Here is a 23,791-nt window from a genome sequence, read left to right on the forward strand (position 1 = left end):
CGCGGATGCGGCCGACGGCGCGGGAACGCCGCGACCGAGACAGGGGGGAACGCCGGTGATCACACGACGCCATGTCCTTGGCGCGGCCTCGGCCGTGGGCGGCCTCGTCGCCTGCCCGGCGGTTCTGCGTGCGCAGGCGCCGAAGGTCCTGAAGCTGTCGCACCAGTTTCCCGGCGGCACCCTGGAGGAGGGCGACGCCCGCGACCGCATCGCCCGCCGCTTCGCCGCCGAGGTCGAGAAGCGCACGGGCGGCGGCCTGCAGGTGCAGGTCTACCCGACCTCGTCGCTCATGAAGACGCTGGCCCAGTTCAGCGCCGTCCGGAAGGGCGCCCTCGACATGAGCCTCGTGCCGCTCTCCTACGCGGGCGGCGAGGTGCCCGAGACCAACCTCGCCCTGATGCCGGCCGTCGTGCCGAGCTATGAGCAGGCCGCCAAGTGGCGCGATGCCAGGATCGGCGAGGAATTCTCCAAGACGCTGGCCGAGAAGGGCGTCGTCATCCTCACCTGGGTCTGGCAGTCGGGCTCCGTCGCCTCGAAGGTGAAGCCGATCCTCGTGCCCGAGGACGTGAAGGGCGTGAAGGTGCGCGGCGGCGGGCGCGAGATCGACATGATGTTCCAGGCAATGGGGGGCATCGTCTCCACCATGCCGTCGAGCGAGATGTATATCGGCATGCAGACCGGCGCCCTGGAGGCGGCGATCAGCTCGTCCACCAGCCTGATCTCGTTCCGCCTGGACGAGATGGCGAAGAACCTCACCGCCGGCCGGGGCCGCTCGTTCTGGTTCGTCCTCGAACCGCTGATCATGTCGAAGATCGTCTTCGACGGGCTGTCCCCCGAGCAGCAGAATGCCATCGTCGATGTCGGGCGCGAGATGGAGGCCTTCTCCTTCGCCGCCGCCAAGGCCGACGACGCGGAACTCGTGAAGATCTACGGCGCGCGCGGCGTGCAGATCCACGACCTCAGCGACGCCAACATCGAGAAGTGGCGCGACCTCGCCCGGGGCACGGCCTGGAAGGACTTCTCGGCCAAGAGCGCGCGCTGCGCCGAACTCCTCAAACTGGCGGAGCAGGTTTCGTGAGCCACGGTTTCGACGCCGCCACCGCCGTCCCCGATGCGCACGCGCCGCCCGAGCCTCGGATCCCCGGCACCCTCGGGGTGCTCGACCGGATGTCGAAGGCCATCAACCGCGTCATCATGGGGCTCGGCGGGTTGGCGCTGTTCGGCGCCTGCCTCGTGCTCAGCTACAGCGTGGTGATCCGCTACGTCTTCCATGAGCCGACCGAGTGGCAGGACGAGATGGCGGTGTTCCTCATCGTCGGCGCCACCTTCGGCTCGGCGGCGGCGGTGCAGGCCAAGCGCGGCCACGTCGCCATCGAGGCGCTGACGGGCCTACTCCCGCCCGCCGTCAACCGGGTGCGGCTGGTGCTAGTGGATTGCGTCAGCCTCGCCTTCTGCCTGTTCTTCACGTGGAAGAGCTGGTCCCTCGACCACGAGGCCTGGACCGACGGGCAGGTCTCGCAATCGACCTGGGGTCCGCCGCTCTGGATCCCCTACACCCTGATGGCGGCGGGCATGAGCCTGCTCTGCCTGCAACTCGCCCTCCAGATCGCCGAGGCGATCCGGTTAGGGCCGAGCGGCGCCGGCTGGGCGCGGCCGAAGATCGGGCTCGGTGCCGACATCAACCGCGACATGAGGGGACGCCCGGACGCGACGCCGGCCGGTCCCGACCCGATGGGAACCACTGTCCGCACCGGCCCGAAGGCCGGGCAGGCTCGCGGCTGAGGCAGGGGACACACGATGAGCGTCGCGACGATCGGTTTCCTCTACGCCGGTGCCACCCTGGGGGCGATGCTCTCAGGCATCCCCATCGCCTTCGCGCTGGGCGCGGTGGCCTTGGCCTTCATGCTGGCCTTCATGCCCGCCGCCTCCCTCGATACGGTGGCGCAGAACGTCTACGAGGAGATGGCCTCCATCACCCTCCTCTCGATCCCGCTCTTCATCCTGAAGGGCGCCGCCATCGGCCGCTCGCGGGCGGGGCAGGATCTCTACTCGGCCATGCATGCCTGGATGCACCGCATCCCCGGCGGGCTCGGCATCGCCAACGTCTTCGCCTGCGCCCTGTTCGCGGCCATGGCGGGATCGAGCCCCGCGACCTGCTCGGCCATCGGCTCGGCGGGCATCCCGGAGATGAGGAAGCGCGGCTACTCGCCGGGCTTCGCCGCCGGCATCATCGCGGCGGGCGGCACGCTCGGCATCCTGCTGCCGCCCTCGATCACCATGATCCTCTACGCCGTGGCGGCCGAGCAATCCCTCGGGCGGCTGTTCCTCGCCGGCATCGGACCGGGGCTGTTGCTGGTCGGCCTGTTCGCGAGCTGGGCGATCTTTCGCTTCCGCTCCGAATACGCCACCGCCAAGACGGTGCTGGAGAACGGCGGCCCGGCCTCGCCGATCCTGGCCGAAGACAAGTACAGCATGGCGCAGCGCTTCTCGACGCTGCCCCGCGTGGCGCCCTTCGTCATCCTGCTCACCGGCGTGATGGTGGCCCTCTACGGCGGCTACGCCACGCCCTCCGAGACGGCGGGCCTCGGTGGGTTGCTGGCGCTGGCTCTGATCGCGGCGATCTACGGCGTGTGGCGGGCGCGTGACGTGAACCCGATCCTCACGGCGACGCTGCGGGAATCGACCATGCTGATGCTGATCATCGGCATGTCGCTCCTCTACGCCTACGTGATGAGCTACCTTCACATCTCGCAATCGGCGGCGGCGGCGATCGTGGCGATGCAGCTCTCGCCCTGGCTGCTGCTGCTGACGATCCTCGGCCTCGTGATCGTGCTCGGCTTCTTCCTGCCGCCGGTCTCGATCATCCTGATGACCGCGCCGATCATCCTGCCGCCGCTCAAGGCCGCCGGGTTCGATCTCGTGTGGTTCGGCGTGGTGATGACGATTACCATGGAGATGGGGCTGATCCACCCGCCGGTGGGCCTCAACATCTTCGTCATCAAGAACATCGCCCCCGACATCCCGCTCTCGGACATCATCTGGGGGACGCTGCCCTTCGTGATCCTGATGGCGGTGGCGATCCTGATCCTGTGCCTCGTGCCCGGCATCGCCATGTGGCTGCCGGACCTGCTGCTCAGCAACACGCGGTAGGGGTTATTCGCTGATCCCTGGCTCCATCCCGAGCGTCTGGCCGGGAAGGCACGGGAAACCCCTCTCCCCGCAAGCGGGGAGAGGCCCCCTGACACCTTGTCGTGTCAGGGGGGAGCGTAGGCGAAGCCGGAGCGGCGGTGAGGGGGCGTGCCGGAAGGATCTCCTCCGGTGAGCCCCCTCACCTTCGGCTGCCGCCTCGCCGCGCCGACGACAGGGTCGTCGCGGACCTCTCCCCGCAAGCGGGGCGAGGGGATTATTCCCCTTCGCGGCCCCACTTTCAGGATGAGGTGGTGGGAAGGACGGGCGACAGTGAACCCCTCAGGCCCGCGCGATCCCCGTTCGGTCGAGCTTGGCCAGCGCGTCGCTCACCTTTTCGCCCCCGATCGTCAGGGTGGGGGCGATCTCGTTCAGGGGCACCAGCACGAAGGCGCGCTCGCGCACGTAGCGATGGGGCAGGACGAGGCGCTCGTCGTCAACCGCCGCGCCCTCGTAGGCCAGGACATCGATGTCGATGATCCGGGGGCCCCAGCGCTCCTCGCGGATGCGGCCGAGGTCGCGCTCGATGCCCTGGCAGGCGTCGAGCAGGGCATGGGGGTCGAGGTCGGTCTCGATGGCGACCGCACCGTTCAAGAACCAGGGCTGGTCCGTCTTCCCCCAGGGCGGGGTGCGGTAATCCGGCGAACGGGCGACGACCCTGATGCCGGGGATGGCGGCGAGCTTGTCCACCGCTTGGTCCAGCATCGCGGCCATGTCGCCGATGTTGCTGCCGATGCCGAGCCACGCCTTCACCGCGTGCCCTCCCGGCGGCGGGTGATGGTCACGCCGGCCAGATCGAGCACCGCGGGAATCGGCGCGCTCGGCTTGTCGATCCGCACGGTCATCGCCGCGATGGCCGGGAAACGGGTCAGGATCTCCTGCGCGATGGTCTCGGCCAGGGCCTCGATCAGCTTGAAGCGGCGCTCCGTGGCGATGGAGACCGCGATGGCCGTCAGGTCGGCGTAGCTCACCGTCAGGGCCACGTCGTCCGCCCGGCCGGCGGGGGCGAGGTCGAGTTCGGCGTCGAGGCCGATGTAGAAGCGCTGGCCCAGCACCTCCTCTTCCGGCAGAACGCCATGGCGGCCGAAGACGGCGATGCCCTCGACGCGGATATGGTCACTCATGCCCGCGACTCCGGCCGCATCACCGCATCGACGACGCGCATCGCGTCCACATGAGCGGCGACGTCGTGGACGCGCACGATGTCGGCGCCGAGCGTCCCCGCGAGCGCGTGCGCGGCGAGCGAGCCGTAGAGCCGGTCGGCGGGTTTGGTCTCGCGGTCGTGCAGCCGCCCGAGCAGCGATTTTCGCGAGACGCCGACGAGGAGCGGGAAGCCGAGCGCCCGGATCTCCGGCAGGCGCCGCAGGGCTTCGAGATGCTGCTCCCAAGTTTTGCCGAAGCCGACGCCCGGATCGAGCACGATGTCCCCGTCCGGGATGCCGGCCCTGCGGGCGATGCCGAGGGACCGGTCGAAGAAGGCGAGCATGTCGGCCACGATGTCGAGACCCGCGTCGATGGTCTCGCGGTTGTGCATCACGATGACCGGGGCGCCATGGGCGGCGGCGACCGAGGCGATGTCCGGCTCGCGCTGCAGGCCCCAGACGTCGTTGACGATCTTGGCTCCGGCCGCGAGGGCGAGGTCGGCGGTGGACGCCTTGTAGGTGTCGATGGAGATCGGCACCGGCAGGTGCCCGGCCAATGCGCGGATCACCGGCAGGACACGGGCCTGCTCCTCCTCGGCCGGGACGGGGGTGTGGCCGGGGCGTGTGGATTCCCCGCCGATGTCGAGGATCGCCGCGCCCTCCGCCACCAGCCACTCGGCCTGGGCACGCGCCTCGGCCTCGCCCCGGAACAGACCGCCATCCGAGAAGGAATCCGGCGTGACGTTGAGGATGCCCATGACGAGACTTCGCCGCCCGAGATCGGGCAGCAGGGTGGGCAGGGCGGGGGAGCGGGGTGTCTCGGTCACGGCCCCGGTGTGCGGGAAACGCGGGCGGCGCGCAACGGGCGAACGCCTCCAGTCTATCCATCCACTACCCTCATCCTGAGGCGCCCGCCTTGGCGGGCCTCGAAGGAGGGCTCCAGACAACGCAGAGCTTTCTGGAGCCCTCCTTCGAGGCTGCTTTGCAGCGCCTCAGGATGAGGGAATTGATGGGACAGGAACGGGCCTATCCCACCGATCTATGGGCCGGTCAGCCCCGGTAGCAGCGGATCTCGGCCTCGGCCTGGGCGCGGCGCAGGTCGGCGACCTTGTCGTCGAAGATCTTCGTCGACTTGAACTCGTTGGCCCGGTTGCCGATGCCCTGCCGCATGGACAGGATCGTGCTCGCCTGCACGTACTTCTCGTAGGGCAGGATCGCGGCGAGCTGATCGACCGAGCAGGAGCACTTCTCCATGTTCTCCCGGGTCTGCCCGTTGGCGGCCATGCAGCCGAACACGTAATCGACCCGGGCGTCGGTCGGGTAATCGTTCTCCTCCGCGGCCCGCCCCGGGGCTGCGGCGAGGCCGAGGCCGAGGGCGGCCAGAACCGCGAGACTAGCCAGCCTTCTGATCATAGCCGAGCTTCTCCTCCAGCAATTCGCCGCCATCCTTGTTCTTGGAGGCGGCCTCCATGGAAACGATCTCGCCCGGCACGGCGGGAGAGGTCACGAACGTGTAGGTGAGGTTGTCCATGCCGCGCATGCGCTCGCCCATCGGATCGCCCTCGAAGGGCTTCATCACGATGCGCCAGCCGTCGACCTCCTTGCCGCCGAAGCTCACCTTGGTGGGCGTCACGGTGGCCTTCTCGCGCAGGCCCCTGCGGATCGCGAGCTTGAGGTAGCGCGGGTTCGCTTCCAGCACCTGCGCGAGAGCCATCACGTGGTTCTCGAGGAAGAGCGGCACGATGGGGTTGCCGGTCATGTCCTCGAACGGACCCGCCGGACGGCGGTTCAGGCCGGAGAACATCTCGACATCCATGTTGCGGGCATCGGCCTGCTTGCCCGGCTCGACCTTGATCGTCACCGTATCCTGCAGGGGCGCGCCGAACGGACCCTTCGCGATGCCGGACCGGCGCAGGTAATCGTAGGTGATGGTGCTGCCCGGCGCCGCGTTCTTCATCTGCGGCTGCTCGAACAGCAGATCGGCGGCGCCCGGAGCGGCCGTGGCATTGGCCTGCGTCGGCGCGGGCGTTTCCGTGGCCGAGACGAGAGCGGGCGTGGAGAGGGTCAGGGCGAGGGCAGCCGCGACGGGGAGGAATCTCACGAAGGGGCACCTTCTTTCAGCGGCGAGCGGATGTTGCTGCCGATCGTGCGGTAGACATAGTCGGGAGGCGTCTCGGCCGCCTCCTCGACGGCGAGGGCACGCACCTTGGCGTGCAACGGGGACAGGGAGCAGGCCGGATCGGTCGCCGCCGCGTCGCCCGCCAGCGCGAGCGCCTGGCAGCGGCAGCCGCCCCAATCCTTCTCCCGGCGGTCGCAGAAGCGGCAGGGCTCCTGCATCCAATCTGTGCCGCGATAGGCGGTGAAGGCGGGCGAATCGCGCCAGATCTCCCCGAGGGAGTGCTCCGTCACGTGCCAGAATTCGAGGCCGGGGATCGTCTCCGCCGCGTGGCAGGGCAGCACCTTGCCCTGGGGCGTGACGTTCATCAGCTTGCGGCCCCAGCCGCCGGCACAGGCCTTCGGGTACTTGGCGTAATAGTCCGGCACCACGAGGTCGATGACGAGCTGGCCCTTCAGGCGCTCGCGGGCGGCCTCGACGATGCGGATCGACTCGTCCACCTGGGCCTTGTTCGGCATCAGCGCGGCGCGGTTCACGTAGGCCCAGCCGTAATATTGCGTGTGGGCCACTTCGAGGCGCTTGGCGCCCATCTTCACCGCGAGGTCGATGAAGCCCGCCACCTCATGGATGTTGCCCCGGTGGATCACCGAGTTCAGCGTCAGCGGCAGGCCGAGGTCCACCACCTTGGCGGCGAAGGTCATCTTCTGCGGCTGGGCGTTCTTCAGGCCGCCGATCTTCTCGGCATTGGCGGCATCGACGCCCTGCACCGACAATTGCACGTGGTCGAGCCCGACATCGTAGAGCGCCTGGAGCTTGTCGAGCGCGCCGCCGACACCGGAGGTGATCAGGTTCGAGTACAGGCCGAGATCGGCGCAGGTCTTGGTGATCTCGACGATGTCGTTGCGGGCGGTGGGCTCGCCGCCCGACAGGTGAACGTGCAGCACGCCGAGGCCCGCCGCCTCCCGCAGCACCCGCTGCCACGTCGCCGTGTCGAGTTCCCCCGAGCGGCGGTCGAGTTCCAGCGGGTTCGAGCAGTAGGGGCAGCGCAGGGGGCAGCGGTGGGTCAGCTCCGCGAGGAGCCCCACTGGTGCCGGCGCTTCCGGGCGGATCGGCGCCTGTGCGTTCATCGCTCCAACACCCGCTTCTCCGCGAGGCCGTCGAGCATCACGCAGATATCCGCCTCGATCGCGCGCGGATCGGCGGCGTAGACCGTGCCCAACTCGTCGGCGATCTGGGACACCGTGCGCGACCCGTCCACCAGCTTGAGGACGGCGACGGCGTTGTCATCGAGGTCGAAGGTGCGCTCGGGGGCGAGGAGCACATACTTGCCGCGGGTTTCGTCGTTGCGCAGGCGGACGCCGCGCGGCAGGCGCGGGGTGTCGCCCGGCGCGGTCTTGCGCGGGCCGGCTTCCGGCTTGGGCGCATCCGCCCCGGCGACGAGGCCGACGCCCGGCTGCCACGCATCCGGCGGGATCATGCCGGGGGCCACGTAGGCGAAGTAGAGCGCGTCGAGCTGCACCCAAAGGACGTTGCACTTGAAGGTCAGCGCGGCCATCGCCTGCCGCTGCAACTCCGGCGTCGTCGCGTGCTTCTTCACGTAGTCGAGGGCGAAGTCGGCATCGCGCGGCGCCTGGGTCAGGCGCTTGTCGAAGTACGCGAGCGTCTCCTTCGTGATGAAGTCGTAGTTCTTCAGCATCCCGGCGACGCGCTCGGAGATGATGGTCGGCGAGAACATCTCGGTCAGCGACGAGGCGATGGCCTCCAGGAGCGACCGCTCCGAGACGAAATGCACATAGGCTTCCACGGCGAACTTGGTCGCGGAGAGGATACCGTTCGTGGAGAGCACGTAGTCGCGCTGGAAGCCGACGCCCTCGGCGAGCTTCAGCCAGCGCTCGATGCCGCCGTCGCCGGGAGCATCGCCATCATGGTCGACGATGCGCTGGCGCCAGATCCGCCGCAACTCGGCATCGTGCATCCGGGCGAGGACGGCGGAATCCTTCACCGGGATCATCGCCTGATAATAGTAGCGGTTGAGCGCCCAGGCCCGGACCTGATCCTTCGAGAGCTTGCCGTCGTGCAGCAGGCGGTGGAACGGGTGCAGGTTGTGGTAGCGCCGGGCGCCGATGTCGCGCAGGGCGGCTTCCATTTCGTCGCCGGTGAGGAGGCGTTCGCTCTCCGTGGCGTCCGGGGTCGGGAAGATGGCGTTCATGGCGTTTCCGGCGTCCGTCCTCGGCTCGTGCCCGATGGTCTTATGACCGACTTCTTGGCGTTGCCCGGACCGAGTGCACGGCCCCAGACCGGGAATGTAGGTACGAGACGCGCACTCTTAAATAGTGCGCGACGCTCAGAGCTGCAGGGTGAGCCCGTCGTGAGCGACCGTCCAGCCCGCCGCCTCGACATCGGCCCGCTCGGCCGAGCCCTCCACGAGGACCGGGTTGGTGTTGTTGATGTGGACGAAGACGCGCCGCCCGATGGAGACGCCCGACAGGGCCGCGATCGAGCCGTTCTCGCCGCGCATCGGCACATGGCCCATGCGCCAGCCGGTCTTGGTGCCGACGCCGGCCCGGATCATGTCATCGTCGTGCAGCACCGTGCCGTCGAAGAGCAGGGCATCCACCCCGTCGAGCAGGGTCCGCACCGCGTCGTCCACCAGGGCGCAGCCCGGGATGTAGGCGAGGCGGCGCCCGTTGGCCTCGATCATCGCGCCGACCGTCGTCTCGGTCGCCGCGCCGATCTCGACCTCGGCGCCTTCCAGCCAGAGCGGCACCTTCCCCGGCACCGCGAACAGCGTGACGGTGAGGCCGGGCAGGGGTTCGAACGTGGTTTCCAGGGCGACGCTGGTGCGCTTCACGACACCCTCGGCCATCACATCGAACACGCGGTTTGCGTTGACAGAGTCGAGGATGCCGGAGGTGGCATAGAGCGTGTAGGGCTGGCCCTCGCGAAGCGTCAGCAGACCGGCCACATGGTCGACGTCGCCGTTCGTGAGCAGCACGGCGCGGATCGGGGAATGGCGCAGTCCCTCGCGCGGATGCATCGCGGTGTTGTCGAACAGCTGCTGACGGATGTCGGGTGAAGCATTGATCAGCAGCCAGTCATCGCCATCGGCGGACACGGCGATACTGGATTGCGTCCTGGGGCGGACGCGCTCCGGCTCGCTGCGCGCGAGGGAGCAGATGGGGCAGCGGCAATTCCATTGAGGAAGCCCGCCGCCCGCAGCGGAGCCGAGAACTACGACGCGCATGGTGCGTCTCCCGTGTTCCCGGCCCGCCTGAAATCAGTTGAAGGTGTCGATCTCGGCCGACTCGTAGCTCGTCACTTCCATGCCGACGCAGATCTCGGACACAACGGGGGCAGCCCAGGCCATGGTGTTTCTCCTTAGTATTTCGTTCACCGAGCGTCCTCAGATCAATCCTAAGAGGACCCTAAGACACTGATGGCGCTCTCGTTTCTGGCGCAGGGCTGATATTGTCCATTTGCGGTCCGCGTTCAAGCACCAAATTGCCGGATCTTCCCAAATTTTTCGTGAGAGAAACGCGGAAGGGATTGATTCAACGGAATAATTCCGCGCAGACCCCCGCTATCCCCCAAAGGTCCAAGACAGAAAGTCACTGTCGAAAATCCGGCCCCCGCGATTCCAGCATGAAGCCCTTTCCGCGCACGGTGGTGAGGACCGGGCCGCCGTGGCGGACGAAATCGGCCATCTTCGAGCGGAGATAGCCGATATAGACATCGACCACGTTCAGGGAGAGCCCGCCCTGGCTCGCCCAGAGCCGGTCGAAGATCTCGGCGCGGGAGACCGGCTTGCCGAGGCTGTCCATGAGCATGGCGAGGAGTTCCGCCTCCCGTGGGGTGAGGCGGGCGCTGGCCTCGCCGCAGGTGACCTGCCGGGTGTCGAGGTCGAAATGCAGCCGGCCGGCGACGAGGCGGGAGCGCGGCGCCTCGGCCTGCTGGCGGCGCATCAGGTGGGTGCGCAGCCGCGCGACCAGCTCGTCGAACTCGAACGGCTTGACAATGTAGTCGTCGGCGCCGAGCGCCAGACCTTCGGCCCGGTCGCGGATCTCGTCGCGGGCCGAGAGGAACAGGATCGGGCCGGAGAAGCCGCCCTCGCGGAGGGAGCGGCAGACGTCGTGGCCCGATCCGTCGGGAAGGCCGACATCGAGGAGCACGGCGCCGGGGGCGGGGTCGCGGGCGGCCTTCAGGGCGTCGCCGACGCTGTCGGCGGTGCCGACCTCGAACCCCTCGGCTTCCAGTCCACGGGCGAGAAGGCCCCGGATATCGATGTCGTCCTCGACGATCAGGATCCGCGTCATGCGGCCGGCTCCCTCAGCTTCCCTCCGGCGTCCGTCTGCGCGGACGCTCGGCCCATCCATGCCGGCTCGGCGGCGGGGATGTCCAGGCTGACGCGTGCGCCACGGCCGCCCTCGCCGGAGCCGAGATGCAGGGTGCCGCCATGCTGCTCGACGATCCAGCGGGCTAGGGCGAGGCCGATGCCGAAGCCGGTCTCGTCCGGGGCGGGGGCGCCGTCCACGCGCTTGCCGCGCTTGAACCGCTCGGTCAGTTCGGCCTCCGGCGCGCCGAAGCCCGGCCCGTTATCGGTGACGGTGATGCGCGCCGCGTTCCCCTCGACCCGCGCCAGCGCGACCTCGACGCGGGTGAGCCCGGTGGCGTGGCGAAGGGCGTTGTCGATCAGGCTCTCCACCGTCTGGCGCAGCCATTCCCGGTCGGCCACGCATTCCACGTCCTCGGCGCCGGGCACGAGGTCGAGGGCGACGCGGCGGCGGGCCGCCTCGGAGGACATCGTATCCACCGCCTCGGCCAGGACGGCGGCGACGCCGAGCGGACGGCGGTCGAGCTCGATCTCACCCGATTCGGAGCGGGCAACGCGCAGCAGATCCTCCACCCGGCGCTTCAGCCGCTGGGCGCGCTTGCGGATGGTGGTGAAGGCCGGGGTCGGGTCGGCGGCGCGGGCGGCGCCCCGCATGGCGATGTCGCATTCGCCGAGGATGACGGTAAGCGGCGTGCGCAACTCGTGGCTGACATCGGCGAAGAAGCGGCGGCGGGAGCGGTCCACCGCTTCCAGCCGGGCATTGGCGGCGCGCAGGTCGGCCGTGCGGGCGGCGATGGTCGATTCGAGGGCCGCCCGGTCGGCCGCGACATGCACCTCCCGGCGGGAAAGGCGCGCGGCCATGCGGTTCACGTTGGCCATCAGCAGGCCGAGCTCGTCGTGGGATTGCACCGGCAGCCGCGTGTCGAGGGCGCCGCGCCCGATGGCGCTGGCGGCGAGCCGCACCTCCACGATCCGCGCCAGGATCGGGCGGGTGAGGATGCGGTAGAGGATCACCAGCAGCGCCAGGGCGACCGCGACCGCGATCACCGCCGCGCTCCGCAGGCGGCTCGACAATTCGCGCGCCTCCTCGGAGCCCCGCGTCATGCTCCGGCGCTCGGCCTCGATCAGGAAGGAAAGCGGCTGGCCGGTCATGGCCCCGAAGCCGTTGAGGGCGCCCTTGATCGAATCCTGGCGCTTGTCCGGGTCCATCTGGCGGCTGATGAGCGAGACCTGCCGGTCGAGGACCGCCCGCGCCCCGCGCAGTTGCGACATCGGCCGCGAGCGCATGGCGTATTGCATCCTGTCGGTCGGGTCGTCGCTCGGCGGGAAGGAGCGGGCCATGGCCTCGTCGACGGCGATCAGCGCCTTGTCGACATTGGCGCGGGCGATGGCCATCGCCTCTGGTTGCCCGTCCGGGTTGCCCACCGTCTCCACGGCGGCGAGGCCGAACTGGGTGAGCCGGCCGGACAGTTCGGCCAGGAGTTCCAGGCGCCCCTGCGCGGCGAGCGTCCGGTCCACGGTCCGCTCGGCCACGCCGATCGAGGCCAGTACCGCCGCTGCCGCCAACAGCACCAGAAGGGCGCTGCCGGCGAACAGGACCGCGAACCGGGCCTTCAGCGAGCCCATGGGGCGGGGCTCCTCAGGGCTTCTTCGCCGCGCAGCGCCACTTCTCGACGTGCCACTCGGGATGCTCTTCCTGCCACTGGGCCAGGACGGCTTGCGAGTTACGCAGGCAGATGAAGGCGTTGGCGGCGCCGCCACCCACCGGGATCTGCTCGTCGCGGCAGGTGGCGGGCTGGGCGATGAGGCAGACGGACAAGAGCAGGAACAACGGCGTTCTCCCGGTTGCCGGCCATCGTGACGGGCCGGCTTGGACTCAGAATAGTCCGCCCGCGCGCCGCGTGCACAGGGCAGGAGCCAGCGCCCAGAAGGCGCAGGCCCCCGCTTCAGCCCGCCACCCAGATCTCGCCCTTGGCCAGGGTCGCGAGGTCGCCGGAATAGCGCCGCAGGGGCTTGTCCAGCAGCGCGGCATGGGCCTCGCTCACGGCGCGCAGGTGCTTGCCGAGAAGGCGCAGGAACACGAGGTCGTGGCTCCCCGTCTCCACGAAGGTCGGGGACAGGGTCCCGTGCTTGCCGGTGACGAGGGTGCCCCGGCGCATGCCGTAGCCCGGCAGGTCGCCGACTTCGAGGGCGGCGATGGTGCCCGCGATCATCCGCGCGCCGGCATGGGCGCCGGCCTGGCCGACCAGGATCAGCCCCCGGCGCATCCGGTCGCCGCAATGGTCGCCGGCCCGACCGCGCACGATCAGCGTCGCCCCGTCGAGCCCAGCCTTGGCCGCGTAGACGGCGCCGCCCGCGTAGTCGCCCGCGTCGCCCTCGATGGTGATGGTCCCGCCGGTGGCACCGGAGCCCGCATACGGGCCGGCATGGCCGGTGACGGTGAGCGTGCCCGACGCCATGCCCGCGCCGAGGCGCTGGCCGACATCGCCGACGACGCGGATCGTCCCCCCGGAGAGGGAGGCGCCGACCCGGTCGAGGCGCTCGTGGCCGCCCTCGATGGTGAGGGTGTCGGAGCCGTCGAGGGAGACGGCGAAGCAATCGCCGAGCTTCACGCCCCGGTGGCTGGTGCCGATCTCCAGCCGTTCGGCCTCGGCCTGCGACAGGCCGCTCAAGGCGAGGGGGGAGATGGAGAGGAAGTCCAAGCGCTCGGGGGGCGCCTCGCGGAGCGTGAGGGTGCTCAAGGCTCAGCCCTCCTGGCCGGCGGCCGGCGCGATCAGGTCGCGCAGGTGGTAGTGGTGGCGGCCGAGATTGCCGCCGTAATTGCCCGCCGTGACGGCGATCAGCCCGTGCCGCTCGCCGACCTCCGTGGCGGCGTGCAGCCCCGCCCGCATGGAATCGGACACGCCCTGCGAGGTGAGGGCGTCGATGACGATTTCCAGCACCACGCCGCATTCGGGCGGGAGCGCGGAGCCGGCCCGGCCCTTGAGAGTCGGGCAATAGGCGTCGTTGGTGGAGGCCATCATGCCTTTGGTCCGCCCGCCGACCTTCGAGCCGGAGCGGACGATGCCGCCGGGGAAGGGCAGGATGGCGCCGGGGATCGAGGAGGCCGCTTCCACCGCGATCTCGGCCACCTTCAGCGTCTCGGCATGGGTGCGGCCGAGGAACAGCAGGTTGCCGCCGCCCACCGCGCCCTCGACGGCGCGGACCGAATCCTCACAGAGGAATTCGCCGTCCATCACCGGGATGCGCCAGTAGCGGCGCTCCTTGCCGGTCTCGTCGGGCATGCGCTTGGCGATGGCGAAGCCATCACCGAAGTAGCGGATGGCGCCGCCGAGCTTGATCTTGTTCGGCCCGTCCACGCCCGCGTAGCAGGCGGTGCCGGGGCAGGTGAGGATGCACTGGCCGACCCGCTTGATGAGCTGGTCCTTCAGGCCGTTCGGCTCGAAGCCGAACAGCAGGATGCGCACGCCGGGCCGTCCGTCCGGCGTCTGGTCGGGTGAGAGGATGGCGTCGATGCCGGCCTCGGCGCCGCAGCCGATCACCGAGGTGGCGAAGCCGGTCATGGTCGTGGCCGCGATCATCGCCCATTTGGGCGTGTCGTTGGTGACGACGATGGCCGTGCCCGCGACATCGAACGCCTCGGCGAAGGTGTCGATGACGCGGATGCCGTTGAGGGTGAGGTCACTGGACATCTTGGTTGCCGATCTCGGACGTCACGGACTCGAACCTCTTTCGTGGTGTCGCCGCGCTCCTCCCTCCCCCCTTTGCGGGGGAGGGTGGCCCCCAGAGGGGGTCGGGAGAGGGGAGCAACGGGGCAGGGTGAAGCGCTGCCCTCACCGCACGCTCAGACATTTTCGGAAGCGGGGTTCCCCTCGCCCGACCCCTGCTGACGCAGGGGCCACCCTCCCCCGCAGGGGGGGGAGGGAAAACCGCGCCCATCACACCCGGCATGGCACGGCCTCGAAGGTCGGTGCGTCGAACGCCTCGTCCGGCACGGTGAAGCTGTCGAGCCCGGTGCCGAAGCGGTCGGTGAGGTAGGTATCGGTGCGCTTCTCCATCGCTCCGTCGGCCTCGACGGTGAGCGACAGGGTGCGGCCCGCCCGCCAGTCCACGACCTCGCCGTCCTCGACGATCGGCGTGCCGTCCTTGAGCACGAGCTTGGCGGCGGTGAACATCACCGTGCGGTTCGGGTCGTCGCGGTAGACCGCCACGTCCGCCCGCGCCCCGGCGCGCAGGTGCCCCCGGTCGTGGAGGCCCAGCAGCTTCGCCGGGCCGGAGCGGGTGAGCTGCGCGATCTCGGACAGGGTGTATTCCCGCTCGATCCCCGGCAGGCCGCTGCGCTCGCCGACGATGCCCGGCAATGTCGCGATCTCTCGCTCGCGCTCGGACCTGTCCATCAGCAGGTGGATGATGCGCGGGTATTGCGTGAACGGGCCGCCGTTCGGGTGGTCCGTGGTCAGGATCGTCCGCTCCGGATCGGGCGACAGGAGCATGATCTCCAGGCCGATGGCCCATTGCAGCGAGGACGTCGGCCCCTTCGGCCGGTAGAGGAACGGCACCACGCCGCCGCCCTCCGCGTCGCCCGCGTTCAGCACCCACTTCTTCGGGTTGGCGCCCTTGCGGCCGGCGAACTGGCGCAGGATGTCGAGGGAGACCGTTACGGTCTGGCCGAACACCACCTGCCCGATATCGAGCGTCGCCTGCGGGTTGTCGCCGATGGCGCGGGCGATGCGCTCGGCGGCCGAGCGGAAGCCCTTGCCGTCGTCGGTCTCGCCATAGGCATAGAACTGCGCGTGGGCGAAGTGGATGCGCCGCCCCTCCGCCGCGTCGAGGGTCGCCATGAACGAATCGTCGGCGCCCGGCAGGCCGAGGTTGTTGCAGTGGACGTGCAGCGGGTGCGGCACGCCGATCTCCTCCACGGCGTCGAGGAGCGAGCCCATGATCCGCCGCGTCGAGAGCCCGTAGCAGGGGATCTCGTCGTCGAGGGAGAGCTTCAGCGCGCCGTCCTTGAAGGCCGAGGCGCCGCCCGCGTTGATGCACTTCACCCCGAGCCCGCGCGAGGTCGCGACGTTGAGCGCCACGAGGTCCCGCACCGCCGCCTTGCCCTCGCCCTCGCGGAGCAAGTTCAGCAGCTGGTCGTCGTTGCCCATCACCGTCAGGGCGCCCCGGTCGAGGAGCGGGATGTCGGCGAGTTCGAGCTGCGTGGCCAGCGCATGGGTCGGCGGCATCGCCGGCTCGACGGCGGTGGTGTAGCCCATCCGCGCATAGGTCGAGCCGATCCAGGCGGCGGCCCCGCCGGCATGGGCGAAGGGGTGCCCCTCCGGCGCCGCCTCGCTCACGTAGAGCTCGGGCAGCAGCAGCCGCGAGGTGATGACGTTGCCGCCCGCGATGTGCGAGTGCACCTCGACGCCGCCGGCCATCACGACGCAGCCCGCCGCGTCGATCACCCTGTCGGGCTCGCGCCCCGGTGCCTCGATCACCCGGCCGTCCTCGATCCAGACATCGCCGACGGCATCGCGGGACGCGGTCGGATCGACGACGCGCCCGCCCCGGATCACACTCAGCATGCGGTGCCACTCCTCGCAGCGAGTCGGTTTGTCAGACGTCCCAGCACGGAGGCGGCCGTGGGCCGATCCGCCGGGGCGGATCCTCCCGCCTGAGCCGGCCAGTAGGTGAGGGCGCCCCGCGTCTCGTTCCACAGCACCCCGCCGACATCGCGGCCGGGCACGCCCACGGCGATCACCACCTCGGCGGCATCGGGGCTCGCCTCGCCGACCAGCGCCACGGAGGGCACCTGCCCCAGCCAGTCGGGCCGGGGGGCGGGCAGCGAGGACAGCCACAGGGCGGCATCCGCCTCGCCCGCCGCGACCTGCCTCGCGGCATCGAAGCGCCAGGGATCGTGCTCGGGCACCTTCCGGCCGAGGCCGACGCGCGGGGCCTGCCCCGTCGTCCAGGCCGAGACGGGCACCACGGCCCTGTCCTGGTTCCGGTGGCCGCCCGAAACCGCGAGGGAGAAGGCGCGCGTCCTGTCGTTGAGGTCGATGACGAGCCCCTGAACGGTCTCGACGCCCATCTCACCGATCTCGGCGGGATCGTAGAGCACCACCACGTACTGCGCGGCGGCGAGCTTGGAGGCCAGCGCGGCGGTGGGCGATTCGTCGGCGAGGTGCCCCCGGACATGGGCGCGCAGCCGCGCCAGGGCCGGCAGCACGCCGCCCTCGTTGGCCCCGTCGAGCGCCAGGATGGCGCGTGAAGCGCCCGCTGCCCGGCCCCGCGTGGGGGCGCTGGCCTCGATGCGTCCGAGAAGCTCGCTCTTCGCGGGCGCCGACCCGAGCACGAGCACGGCGTCGGCCCGGCCGACCGCTTCGGCCGGCGTCGAGGTCATCGCGCCGACGCGGGCGAGGGCGCCGAGTTCGGCATAGGTGCCGGCCGCGCCGTCCGTGTCGAGGGAGGCGCCCACGCGCCCGGCGAGATCGAAGGCCGCCCGAATGGCGGAGACTTCGGCGTTGAGGCCGGCGATGACCGGCATCCGTGCCGCGCCCAACAGGTCGGCGGCCGCTGCGATGGCGGCGTCGATGTCGGTGGCCGCGCCTTTGACCCAGGCTGGCATTGCTCCCCTCGCTCGATCTTTCTTGCGACCCGCGGGGTCCAGGCCCCGGGAATCGTGAATCTCTGTCGGGCGGGCGACGGCCGTAAGACCGGAGGAGCGGGACGTTCCAGAAAGTCCCGCCGGCTCGGAATGGCCTGCCCGCCGGGCCCTGACCCGGACGGACGGCAAACTCGGCACGCCGTCGCGGGCCTAGGTTTGCCTTCATCGGGCGCTTCCGGCAAGGGCCTTGGCGGTTGCCCCGCCGGGTTTCCCGTGTGAGAAGCGCGCCAGTTCCGACGCCAGACCCGGAGGAAGGGGATCGCCGTGTCCGACGTCCCCGATTCCGCAGCGGAGAGCGTGCGCATCGAAGCGCCGGCCCGGCTGCATTTCGGCTTCCTCGACCTGCATGGGGGCCTCGGCCGCCGGTTCGGCAGCGTCGGGCTCGCCATCGACTCCCCCTCCCTGATCCTCACGGCGCGGCCCGCCGACAGCCTCCAGGCCGAGGGGCCGGAGGCCGAGCGCGTCCGGCGCTACGCCGAGGCCGCCGCCGCCCATCTCGGGGTCGGCACGCGGGTCGCCTTCCGGGTGGAGCAAGCGATTCCCGCCCATGCCGGGTTCGGCTCCGGCACGCAGCTCGCGCTCGCCGTCGCGGCGGCCCTGGCGCGGCTCGCCGGGCGGCCGTTCTCGCCGGAGGATTTTTCCAACGCGCTCGATCGCGGCAACCGCTCCGGCGTCGGCCTGCGCGCCTTCACCGAGGGTGGGCTGATCGTCGATGGCGGGCGCGGGGCCGATGCCGCGCCGCCGCCGGTCATCGCCCGGCTGCCCTTCCCGGAGGCATGGCGCCTCGTCCTGATCCTCGACACCTCCATGGCTGGCGTTCACGGCACGCGGGAGGTGGAGGCGTTCCGCGACCTGCCGCGCTTCCCCGAGGTCCAGGCCGCCGAGATCTGCCGCATCGTGCTGATGCAGGTGCTGCCGGCCTGCGTGACCGGCGACGCGGATGCCTTCGGCGCCGGCATCACCCGGATGCAGGATCTGGTGGGCGACCATTTCGCCCCGCACCAGGGCGGGCGCTACGCCAGCGCGGCCGTCGCCCGCGTGCTCGAACAGGCCGCGCAGCGTGGCGTCGCCGGCTACGGGCAGAGTTCCTGGGGGCCGACCGGCTTCATCCTGGCCCGCTCGGACGCCGAGGCGAAGAGCCTCGTCTCCGACCTCGACGGCGGCGGGTCCTTGCGCTTCCTGATTGCGCGGGGACGCAATACCGGTGCAACGGTCGCCGGGGGGATCCGCGCCTGACGCGGGTCGCTTCCGCTTGACCGGGGGCTCGCGGAAGACTTGTTAAAAGAATCGGCTCCAAAAGGGGTCGATCAATGGGAGAGGTCGAAGGAATGGCCCGCTCGATCCTGCACATGCTCACGCCGCTCCGGCACATGAGCCCGTTCGACGTGAACATGGCCGTCGATGCCGGCTTCGAGACGCTGGTGACGTACACGGAGGTCAGCCTCTCCGACGTCGTGTCGCTGACCCAGGACTCGATCTTCTCCCGCTCGCCGCAGGACGGGACCCGCACCGGCCTCTTCATCGGCGGCAAGAACGCCGAGGACGCCCTCGACATGGTCGACCGGGCGAAGAAGGCCTTCGTGCCCCCCTTCGTGAACCACGTCTTCGCCGATCCGGCGGGCTCGTTCACCACGGGAGCGGCCATGGTGGCGCAGGTCTCCCGCGCCCTGCGGGTGAAGTTCGGCACCGATCTCAAGGGCAAGCGCATCGTGATCTTCGGCGGCGCGGGCGTCGTCGCCTACGTGGCGGCGGTGATCGGCGCGCTGGAAGGTGCCAAGACCGTCCTCGTCGGCCATGACGGCGAGGAGCGCGTCTCCAAGATCGCCTTCACCATGAAGTGGCGCTTCGGGGTAGAGGTCGGCGCGGTGGACGGCACCAGCCCCGACGACCGCCGCGAGGCGATCCGCGACGCCGACGTGATCCTCTCCGCCGGCCCCGCCGGCATCCCGATCCTCACCGCCGACGATCTGTCCTGCGCGGGCAAGCTCCTCGTCGCCTCCGACGTGAACGCCGTGCCCCCGGCCGGCATCGCGGGAATCGACGTGAACGCGGTGGATGTGGAACTGCCCGGCGGCCGGGGCTTCGGCATCGGCGCCCTGGCGGTCGGCAACGTGAAGTACCAGACGCAGAAGCGCCTGTTCCAGCGGATGCTCGAATCCGACACGCCGCTCTGCCTCGATTTCCGCGACGCCTACCCCCTCGCGGTCGAGATCGCCTGCTGATTCGCTCGTCCGTGGGCGAGGCCATCGTGATCGCGGCCCAGTCCGGCCGCGCCCTCGCGCAGGCGGCGCGGCGGGCGGGCCTCGTCCCCTACGTCGCCGACCTGTTCGGGGACGCGGATACGGTCGCCTTCGCCGAATCGACACAGGTCATGCCCGGCCGGTTCGGGCGGGGCATGGTGCCGGAGGCGGCCGTCAGTGCCATCGACGCCCTCGCGGAGGAGGCGGGCACGCCGCTCGGCGTGGTGCTCGGCAGCGGGTTCGAGGACGATCCCGGCCTGATCGCGCAGATCGCCCGGCGTCACCGGCTGATCGGCGCCGGTGCCGAGGCCGTCGCATCCTTGAAGGATCCCTTCGACTTCGCGACGCTCTGCGCCCGCCTGGGCGTGCCGCATCCCCCCGTCACGGCGGGTCCGGTGGACGATCCCGCCCGCTGGCTCGTGAAGGCCGTCGGCGGATCGGGCGGTGGCCATGTCCGCGCCGCGACCGGGGCGGCGCCGGAGGCGGGCCATTACCATCAGGCCCGCGTGCCCGGCCGTGCTTACGCTGTGAACATCCTCGCCGGCCCCGGCCGCGCGGAGGTGCTGGCGGTGACGGCGCAATGGTCCGCCCCGTCCCCCGAGCGGCCGTTCCGCTACGGCGGCGCCCTCGCCCTTGCGGCAGGGGAGGCGCATCCGCTGCCTTCCGCGATCCTCGCCGAGGTGGAGCAGGCCGCGCGTCTTATCGCGGAGGCGACCGGCCTCGTCGGCCTCGCCAGCGCGGATTTCCTGAGCGACGGCGCAAGCTGGTGGCTCATGGAGGTCAACCCGCGCCCCGGCGCGACCCTCGACGTGCTCGACCGGCGGGCGACACCGCTCCTCGCCGCGCATGTGGAGGCGTGCCTCGCGGAGCATGGGTCTCCGTCGATCGGCGCGCCGCCGGAGGATGCGGCGGCCTCGGCGATCTGTTACGCCCTGGCCGACCATGCGCCGGTTCCCGTCGTCGCGTGGCCCGCCCATATCCGCGACCGGCCCGCCGCCGGCAGCACCGTGAGGCGGGATACGCCGCTCTGCACCGTCTTCGCCACCGGCGCGGATGGCGCGGCGGCCCGCGCCGCCCTCGACGCACGGACGGACCGTCTGCGGACGGTTCTGAACGAGAACACGATCCACGAGGAAGCCCGAGTATGAGCGACAGCCAGAGCCCCCCGAGCATCAACGCGCTGAGCGCCCCCCTGGTCGAGCGCTTCGTCGCCGATGCCCAGGCCCTGCGGCTCGCCGTCTCGCAGGCGCCCGGCGGCGCGCGGATGGTGGATGCGGGCTCCACCGCGCGGGGCTCCATCGAGGCCGGGCGGCGCATCGCCGAGATCTGCCTCGGCGGCCTCGGCACCGTCACCGTGGTTCCCTCCGGCCCGGTCGCTGCGTGGCCCTACACGCTCACCGTCCACTCGGCCGATCCAGTGCTCGCCTGCCTCGGCAGCCAGTATGCCGGCTGGAGCCTCGCGGACGAGACCGGCGGCACGGGCTTCTTCGCCCTCGGCTCCGGCCCCGGCCGCGCGGTCGCCGCCGTCGAGGAGCTGTATGGTGAACTCGGCTATCGCGACACCGCCACCAAGACCGCCCTCGTCCTCGAATCGGCCGGCGGCCCGCCGGAGAGCGTGGTCGCCAAGGTGGCCGAGGCGGCGAATGTCCGCCCCGAGGACCTGACCTTCATCTTCGCCCCGACCCAGAGCCTCGCGGGCTCCACCCAGGTCGTGGCCCGCGTTCTGGAAGTGGCCCTGCACAAGGCGCACACGGTCGGCTTCGACCTGCACGCCATCCTCGACGGGATCGGCTCGGCCCCGCTCTCGCCCCCGCACCCGGACTTCATCAAGGCCATGGGCCGCACCAACGACGCCATCATCTATGGCGGCCGGGTGCAGCTCTTCGTGGATGCCGACGATGCCGACGCGAAGCAGCTCGCCGAGCAACTGCCCTCGACGGGCTCGGCCGATCACGGCTCGCCCTTCGCCGACATCTTCTCGCGGGTGAACGGCGACTTCTACAAGATCGACGGCGCGCTGTTCTCCCCGGCCGAGGCCATCGTCACCTCGGTTCGCACCGGCTCGACCTTCCGCGGCGGCCGGCTTGAGCCGTCGCTGGTCGAAGCGTCCTTCGCCTGAGCCGCAATGCGCATCGCCCTCGCGGCCGATAACGGCAACTGGCACAAGGCGCGGCTGCTCGCGGCCCTGCGGGCGCAGGGCGTCGAGCCGGTTCTGTTCTCACTGGCCGACGTCACCATCGAGACCGGCGCCGGGGAGCCCCTGCGGGTGCCGGGCTTCGACGGCGCGCTGCCGGATGGGGTTCTGCTGCGGACCATCGCGGGCGGCACCTTCGAGGCGACGACGATGCGCCTCGGCGTGCTCCACGCCCTGGTGGCGGCGGGCTGCGTGGTGTGGAACTCGCCGAGCGCCATCGAGCGCTCGGTGGACAAGGCGGCGACCTCGCTGCTCATCGCCCGCGCCGGCCTTCCGACGCCGCAGACCTGGGTGGTCTCTACCCGCGAGGCCGCCTGCGCTCTCGCCGCGCGGGAGGCGAGGTCCGGCAACCCGCTGGTGCTGAAGCCGCTCTTCGGCTCGCAGGGCGAGGGGCTGGCCCTGATCGAGCGACCTGAGGACCTACCCGAGGAGGAAGCCGTCTCGCGGGTCTATTACCTGCAGCGCTACGTCCCCCGGCGGGACGGGCTGTGGCGGGACTTTCGCGTGTTCGTCTGCGACGGACGGGCTGTCGCGGGCATGATCCGCGAAGGCGACGGCTGGATCACCAACGTCCACCGGGGCGGTCGCCCGCTGCCCTGGGCGATGCCCCCTGTGGCGGCCGAATTGGCCGAGGCGGCGGCGGCGGCGGTGGGCGTCGCCTATTCCGGCGTCGACCTCGTGGAGGACGGGGAGGGCGGCTATGCCGTGCTCGAAGTGAACTCCATGCCGGCCTGGTCGGGGCTCCAGACCGTCTGCGAGACCGACATCGCGGCCACCGTGGTGCGCGGCTTCCTGGCGGCGGTGCGCGGGCAGGTGCGCCCGCGCCTCGTCGTGGCGTGAGGGCCATGCCGATTGTTCGCTCCCCTGCACGCTCCGCAGAGGCCGACTGGAAGGGTCGCGACGGCGCCTCACACCTCACCGTCTTTGCGAGCGTGAGCGAAGCAATCCAGGGGCGGGAGGGCCGCTTCCGACCGTGGAGCGTCCCTGGATTGCTTCGTTCCTCGCAATGACGGAGGGGGACGCGACCTTTCCGGACAGACTCTCAGGTGGATGGGAGGGAGCCCATGACACTGCAATCCTCCCGGATCGCCGATCTCTACCGGGCCGCCTGCCTCGCTGAACTCGATGCGCTGAAGGTCGGCAACGTCCACGCCTACGCGGCGGGGCACCGGATGGAGGTGGCCGATTTTGCCCGCAGCGCCGAGGTCTCGGCCGCGGGGCTGGCCCGCGCGGGGGCGGGGATCGGCGCGCGGGTGCTGGCGGGGGTCGATGCCACCCGCGCGGCGGTCGGGCAGAACACCAATCTCGGCATCCTCCTCCTCTGCGCGCCGCTGGCAGCGGCGGCCGAGCGGGGCACCGGCCTGGCGCAGGCCCTCGCCGCGCTCGGACCCGAGGATGCGCGCGACGTCTTCGCCGCGATTCGCCTCGCCTCGCCGGGCGGGCTGGGGCAGGCGGCCCGTCACGACGTGACCGACGAGTCGGCCCCGCCGCCGCCGCTGGCCGCCGCGATGGAGGAGGCCGCCCCACGCGACCGTATCGCCCGCGCCTATGTCACCGGCTTCGCGGATATCCGCGCCATCGGTTTGCCGGCTCTCGACGCCGCGCGGACGGCCGGGCTCGATGCGCCGTGGTGCGCGAGCGCGGTGCATCTCGCCTATCTCAGCGCCGTCCCGGACAGCCACATCCTGCGCAAGCATGGGGCGGCGGTGGCGGAAGAGATCCGCGCGCAGGCCGCCCGGCTCCGCGCGCGCATCGACATGGCCGGCAAGCCGGTCGCCGACCTTCTGGCCTTCGATGCCGCGCTGAAGGAGCAGGGCATCAATCCCGGCACCAGCGCCGATTTCACGGTGGCGACGCTGTTCTGGGATGCGCTCGCCGAAGCCGGTGCGCGGCTCGCCTGAACGGGGCTCCGTTCCGCCGGTCCTTTCGCCGGC

Annotated in this window: 25 protein-coding genes; 9 read left to right on the forward strand and 16 right to left on the reverse strand. The window is 70.7% G+C overall.

Features of this window, described 5'->3' with window-relative positions; translation table 11 throughout:
• Positions 1 to 55 precede the first annotated feature (55 nt).
• The 3 genes from dctP to ACS5Q7_RS20365 are packed head-to-tail and all read left to right on the forward strand — an operon-like array spanning position 56 to position 3,150.
• Positions 56 to 1,078, forward strand: coding sequence for a TRAP transporter substrate-binding protein DctP (dctP, locus tag ACS5Q7_RS20355; protein WP_478341073.1), 1,023 nt, complete (start codon positions 56 to 58; stop codon positions 1,076 to 1,078).
• Positions 1,075 to 1,782 carry a TRAP transporter small permease gene (locus ACS5Q7_RS20360; protein ID WP_478341074.1) on the forward strand — a complete coding sequence of 236 codons (708 nt, stop codon included), beginning with the start codon at positions 1,075 to 1,077 and terminating at the stop codon, positions 1,780 to 1,782. Before dctP ends, ACS5Q7_RS20360 begins: the two co-directional genes overlap by 4 nt.
• A 15-nt stretch (positions 1,783 to 1,797) precedes the next feature.
• The gene (locus ACS5Q7_RS20365) at positions 1,798 to 3,150 is read left to right on the forward strand and encodes a TRAP transporter large permease (RefSeq protein ID WP_243958938.1); all 1,353 of its coding nucleotides are present in this window, start codon (positions 1,798 to 1,800) and stop codon (positions 3,148 to 3,150) included.
• Between the two features lie 318 nt (positions 3,151 to 3,468).
• On the opposite strand, the gene folK is transcribed toward ACS5Q7_RS20365, so the two are convergent.
• The 16 genes from folK to ACS5Q7_RS20445 all read right to left on the reverse strand — a co-directional run bounded on the left by folK (position 3,469) and on the right by ACS5Q7_RS20445 (position 17,384).
• The gene (gene folK, locus ACS5Q7_RS20370; protein WP_478341075.1) at positions 3,469 to 3,939 is read right to left on the reverse strand and encodes a 2-amino-4-hydroxy-6-hydroxymethyldihydropteridine diphosphokinase; all 471 of its coding nucleotides are present in this window, start codon (positions 3,937 to 3,939) and stop codon (positions 3,469 to 3,471) included.
• Positions 3,936 to 4,310 carry a dihydroneopterin aldolase gene (gene folB / locus ACS5Q7_RS20375; protein WP_478341076.1) on the reverse strand — a complete coding sequence of 125 codons (375 nt, stop codon included), beginning with the start codon at positions 4,308 to 4,310 and terminating at the stop codon, positions 3,936 to 3,938. Before folB ends, folK begins: the two co-directional genes overlap by 4 nt.
• Positions 4,307 to 5,086, reverse strand: a complete 780-nt coding sequence (gene folP, locus ACS5Q7_RS20380; RefSeq protein ID WP_478341143.1) for a dihydropteroate synthase — start codon at positions 5,084 to 5,086, stop codon at positions 4,307 to 4,309. Before folP ends, folB begins: the two co-directional genes overlap by 4 nt.
• Positions 5,087 to 5,378: 292 nt before the next feature.
• Positions 5,379 to 5,741: a hypothetical protein gene (locus ACS5Q7_RS20385; protein ID WP_478341077.1), complete on the reverse strand. Its 363-nt coding sequence runs from the start codon at positions 5,739 to 5,741 to the stop codon at positions 5,379 to 5,381.
• Positions 5,722 to 6,429: a hypothetical protein gene (locus tag ACS5Q7_RS20390; protein WP_478341078.1), complete on the reverse strand. Its 708-nt coding sequence runs from the start codon at positions 6,427 to 6,429 to the stop codon at positions 5,722 to 5,724. The genes ACS5Q7_RS20385 and ACS5Q7_RS20390 overlap by 20 nt, the downstream gene beginning before the upstream one ends.
• Complete coding sequence (gene pqqE, locus ACS5Q7_RS20395; RefSeq protein WP_478341079.1) at positions 6,426 to 7,571, reverse strand: pyrroloquinoline quinone biosynthesis protein PqqE; 1,146 nt, start codon at positions 7,569 to 7,571, stop codon at positions 6,426 to 6,428. Before pqqE ends, ACS5Q7_RS20390 begins: the two co-directional genes overlap by 4 nt.
• A complete protein-coding gene (gene pqqC / locus ACS5Q7_RS20400; RefSeq protein ID WP_478341080.1) occupies positions 7,568 to 8,653 on the reverse strand; it encodes a pyrroloquinoline-quinone synthase PqqC in 1,086 nt (361 codons plus the stop codon). The genes pqqE and pqqC overlap by 4 nt, the downstream gene beginning before the upstream one ends.
• 135 nt (positions 8,654 to 8,788) lie before the next feature.
• On the reverse strand, positions 8,789 to 9,688 hold the full coding sequence (gene pqqB / locus ACS5Q7_RS20405) for a pyrroloquinoline quinone biosynthesis protein PqqB (protein ID WP_478341081.1): 900 nt from the start codon (positions 9,686 to 9,688) through the stop codon (positions 8,789 to 8,791).
• Positions 9,689 to 9,721: 33 nt separating this feature from the next.
• Positions 9,722 to 9,811 (reverse strand): pyrroloquinoline quinone precursor peptide PqqA, encoded by a 90-nt coding sequence (gene pqqA / locus ACS5Q7_RS20410; RefSeq protein WP_238204934.1) that lies wholly within the window; start codon positions 9,809 to 9,811, stop codon positions 9,722 to 9,724.
• Between the two features lie 241 nt (positions 9,812 to 10,052).
• The gene (locus ACS5Q7_RS20415) at positions 10,053 to 10,757 is read right to left on the reverse strand and encodes a response regulator transcription factor (RefSeq protein ID WP_478341082.1); all 705 of its coding nucleotides are present in this window, start codon (positions 10,755 to 10,757) and stop codon (positions 10,053 to 10,055) included.
• Complete coding sequence (locus ACS5Q7_RS20420) at positions 10,754 to 12,400, reverse strand: sensor histidine kinase (RefSeq protein ID WP_478341083.1); 1,647 nt, start codon at positions 12,398 to 12,400, stop codon at positions 10,754 to 10,756. The genes ACS5Q7_RS20415 and ACS5Q7_RS20420 overlap by 4 nt, the downstream gene beginning before the upstream one ends.
• 13 nt (positions 12,401 to 12,413) lie before the next feature.
• Positions 12,414 to 12,605: a hypothetical protein gene (locus tag ACS5Q7_RS20425; RefSeq protein WP_478341084.1), complete on the reverse strand. Its 192-nt coding sequence runs from the start codon at positions 12,603 to 12,605 to the stop codon at positions 12,414 to 12,416.
• A gap of 115 nt (positions 12,606 to 12,720) precedes the next feature.
• Positions 12,721 to 13,515, reverse strand: a complete 795-nt coding sequence (locus ACS5Q7_RS20430; RefSeq protein WP_478341085.1) for a formylmethanofuran dehydrogenase subunit C — start codon at positions 13,513 to 13,515, stop codon at positions 12,721 to 12,723.
• A gap of 3 nt (positions 13,516 to 13,518) precedes the next feature.
• Complete coding sequence (gene fhcD, locus ACS5Q7_RS20435) at positions 13,519 to 14,466, reverse strand: formylmethanofuran--tetrahydromethanopterin N-formyltransferase (protein ID WP_478341086.1); 948 nt, start codon at positions 14,464 to 14,466, stop codon at positions 13,519 to 13,521.
• A gap of 246 nt (positions 14,467 to 14,712) precedes the next feature.
• The gene (locus tag ACS5Q7_RS20440) at positions 14,713 to 16,341 is read right to left on the reverse strand and encodes a formylmethanofuran dehydrogenase subunit A (protein WP_478341087.1); all 1,629 of its coding nucleotides are present in this window, start codon (positions 16,339 to 16,341) and stop codon (positions 14,713 to 14,715) included.
• Positions 16,335 to 17,384: a formyltransferase gene (locus ACS5Q7_RS20445; RefSeq protein ID WP_478341088.1), complete on the reverse strand. Its 1,050-nt coding sequence runs from the start codon at positions 17,382 to 17,384 to the stop codon at positions 16,335 to 16,337. Before ACS5Q7_RS20445 ends, ACS5Q7_RS20440 begins: the two co-directional genes overlap by 7 nt.
• A gap of 303 nt (positions 17,385 to 17,687) precedes the next feature.
• Here ACS5Q7_RS20445 and ACS5Q7_RS20450 point away from each other — a divergent pair, with 303 nt between their 5' ends.
• The 6 genes from ACS5Q7_RS20450 to ACS5Q7_RS20475 all read left to right on the forward strand — a co-directional run bounded on the left by ACS5Q7_RS20450 (position 17,688) and on the right by ACS5Q7_RS20475 (position 23,758).
• Positions 17,688 to 18,659 (forward strand): beta-ribofuranosylaminobenzene 5'-phosphate synthase family protein, encoded by a 972-nt coding sequence (locus tag ACS5Q7_RS20450; RefSeq protein ID WP_478341089.1) that lies wholly within the window; start codon positions 17,688 to 17,690, stop codon positions 18,657 to 18,659.
• A 92-nt stretch (positions 18,660 to 18,751) separates the two neighbouring features.
• Complete coding sequence (locus ACS5Q7_RS20455) at positions 18,752 to 19,645, forward strand: NADP-dependent methylenetetrahydromethanopterin/methylenetetrahydrofolate dehydrogenase (RefSeq protein ID WP_478341090.1); 894 nt, start codon at positions 18,752 to 18,754, stop codon at positions 19,643 to 19,645.
• Between the two features lie 11 nt (positions 19,646 to 19,656).
• Positions 19,657 to 20,811 (forward strand): ATP-grasp domain-containing protein, encoded by a 1,155-nt coding sequence (locus tag ACS5Q7_RS20460; protein WP_478341091.1) that lies wholly within the window; start codon positions 19,657 to 19,659, stop codon positions 20,809 to 20,811.
• Positions 20,808 to 21,782 carry a methenyltetrahydromethanopterin cyclohydrolase gene (mch, locus tag ACS5Q7_RS20465; RefSeq protein WP_478341092.1) on the forward strand — a complete coding sequence of 325 codons (975 nt, stop codon included), beginning with the start codon at positions 20,808 to 20,810 and terminating at the stop codon, positions 21,780 to 21,782. Before ACS5Q7_RS20460 ends, mch begins: the two co-directional genes overlap by 4 nt.
• 6 nt (positions 21,783 to 21,788) lie before the next feature.
• Entirely contained in the window at positions 21,789 to 22,697 is a 909-nt protein-coding gene (locus ACS5Q7_RS20470) for an ATP-grasp domain-containing protein (protein ID WP_478341093.1), read from the forward strand.
• Between the two features lie 224 nt (positions 22,698 to 22,921).
• On the forward strand, positions 22,922 to 23,758 hold the full coding sequence (locus ACS5Q7_RS20475) for a triphosphoribosyl-dephospho-CoA synthase (RefSeq protein WP_478341094.1): 837 nt from the start codon (positions 22,922 to 22,924) through the stop codon (positions 23,756 to 23,758).
• Positions 23,759 to 23,791 lie beyond the last annotated feature (33 nt).

Source organism: Methylobacterium sp. Gmos3, from assembly GCF_056430985.1.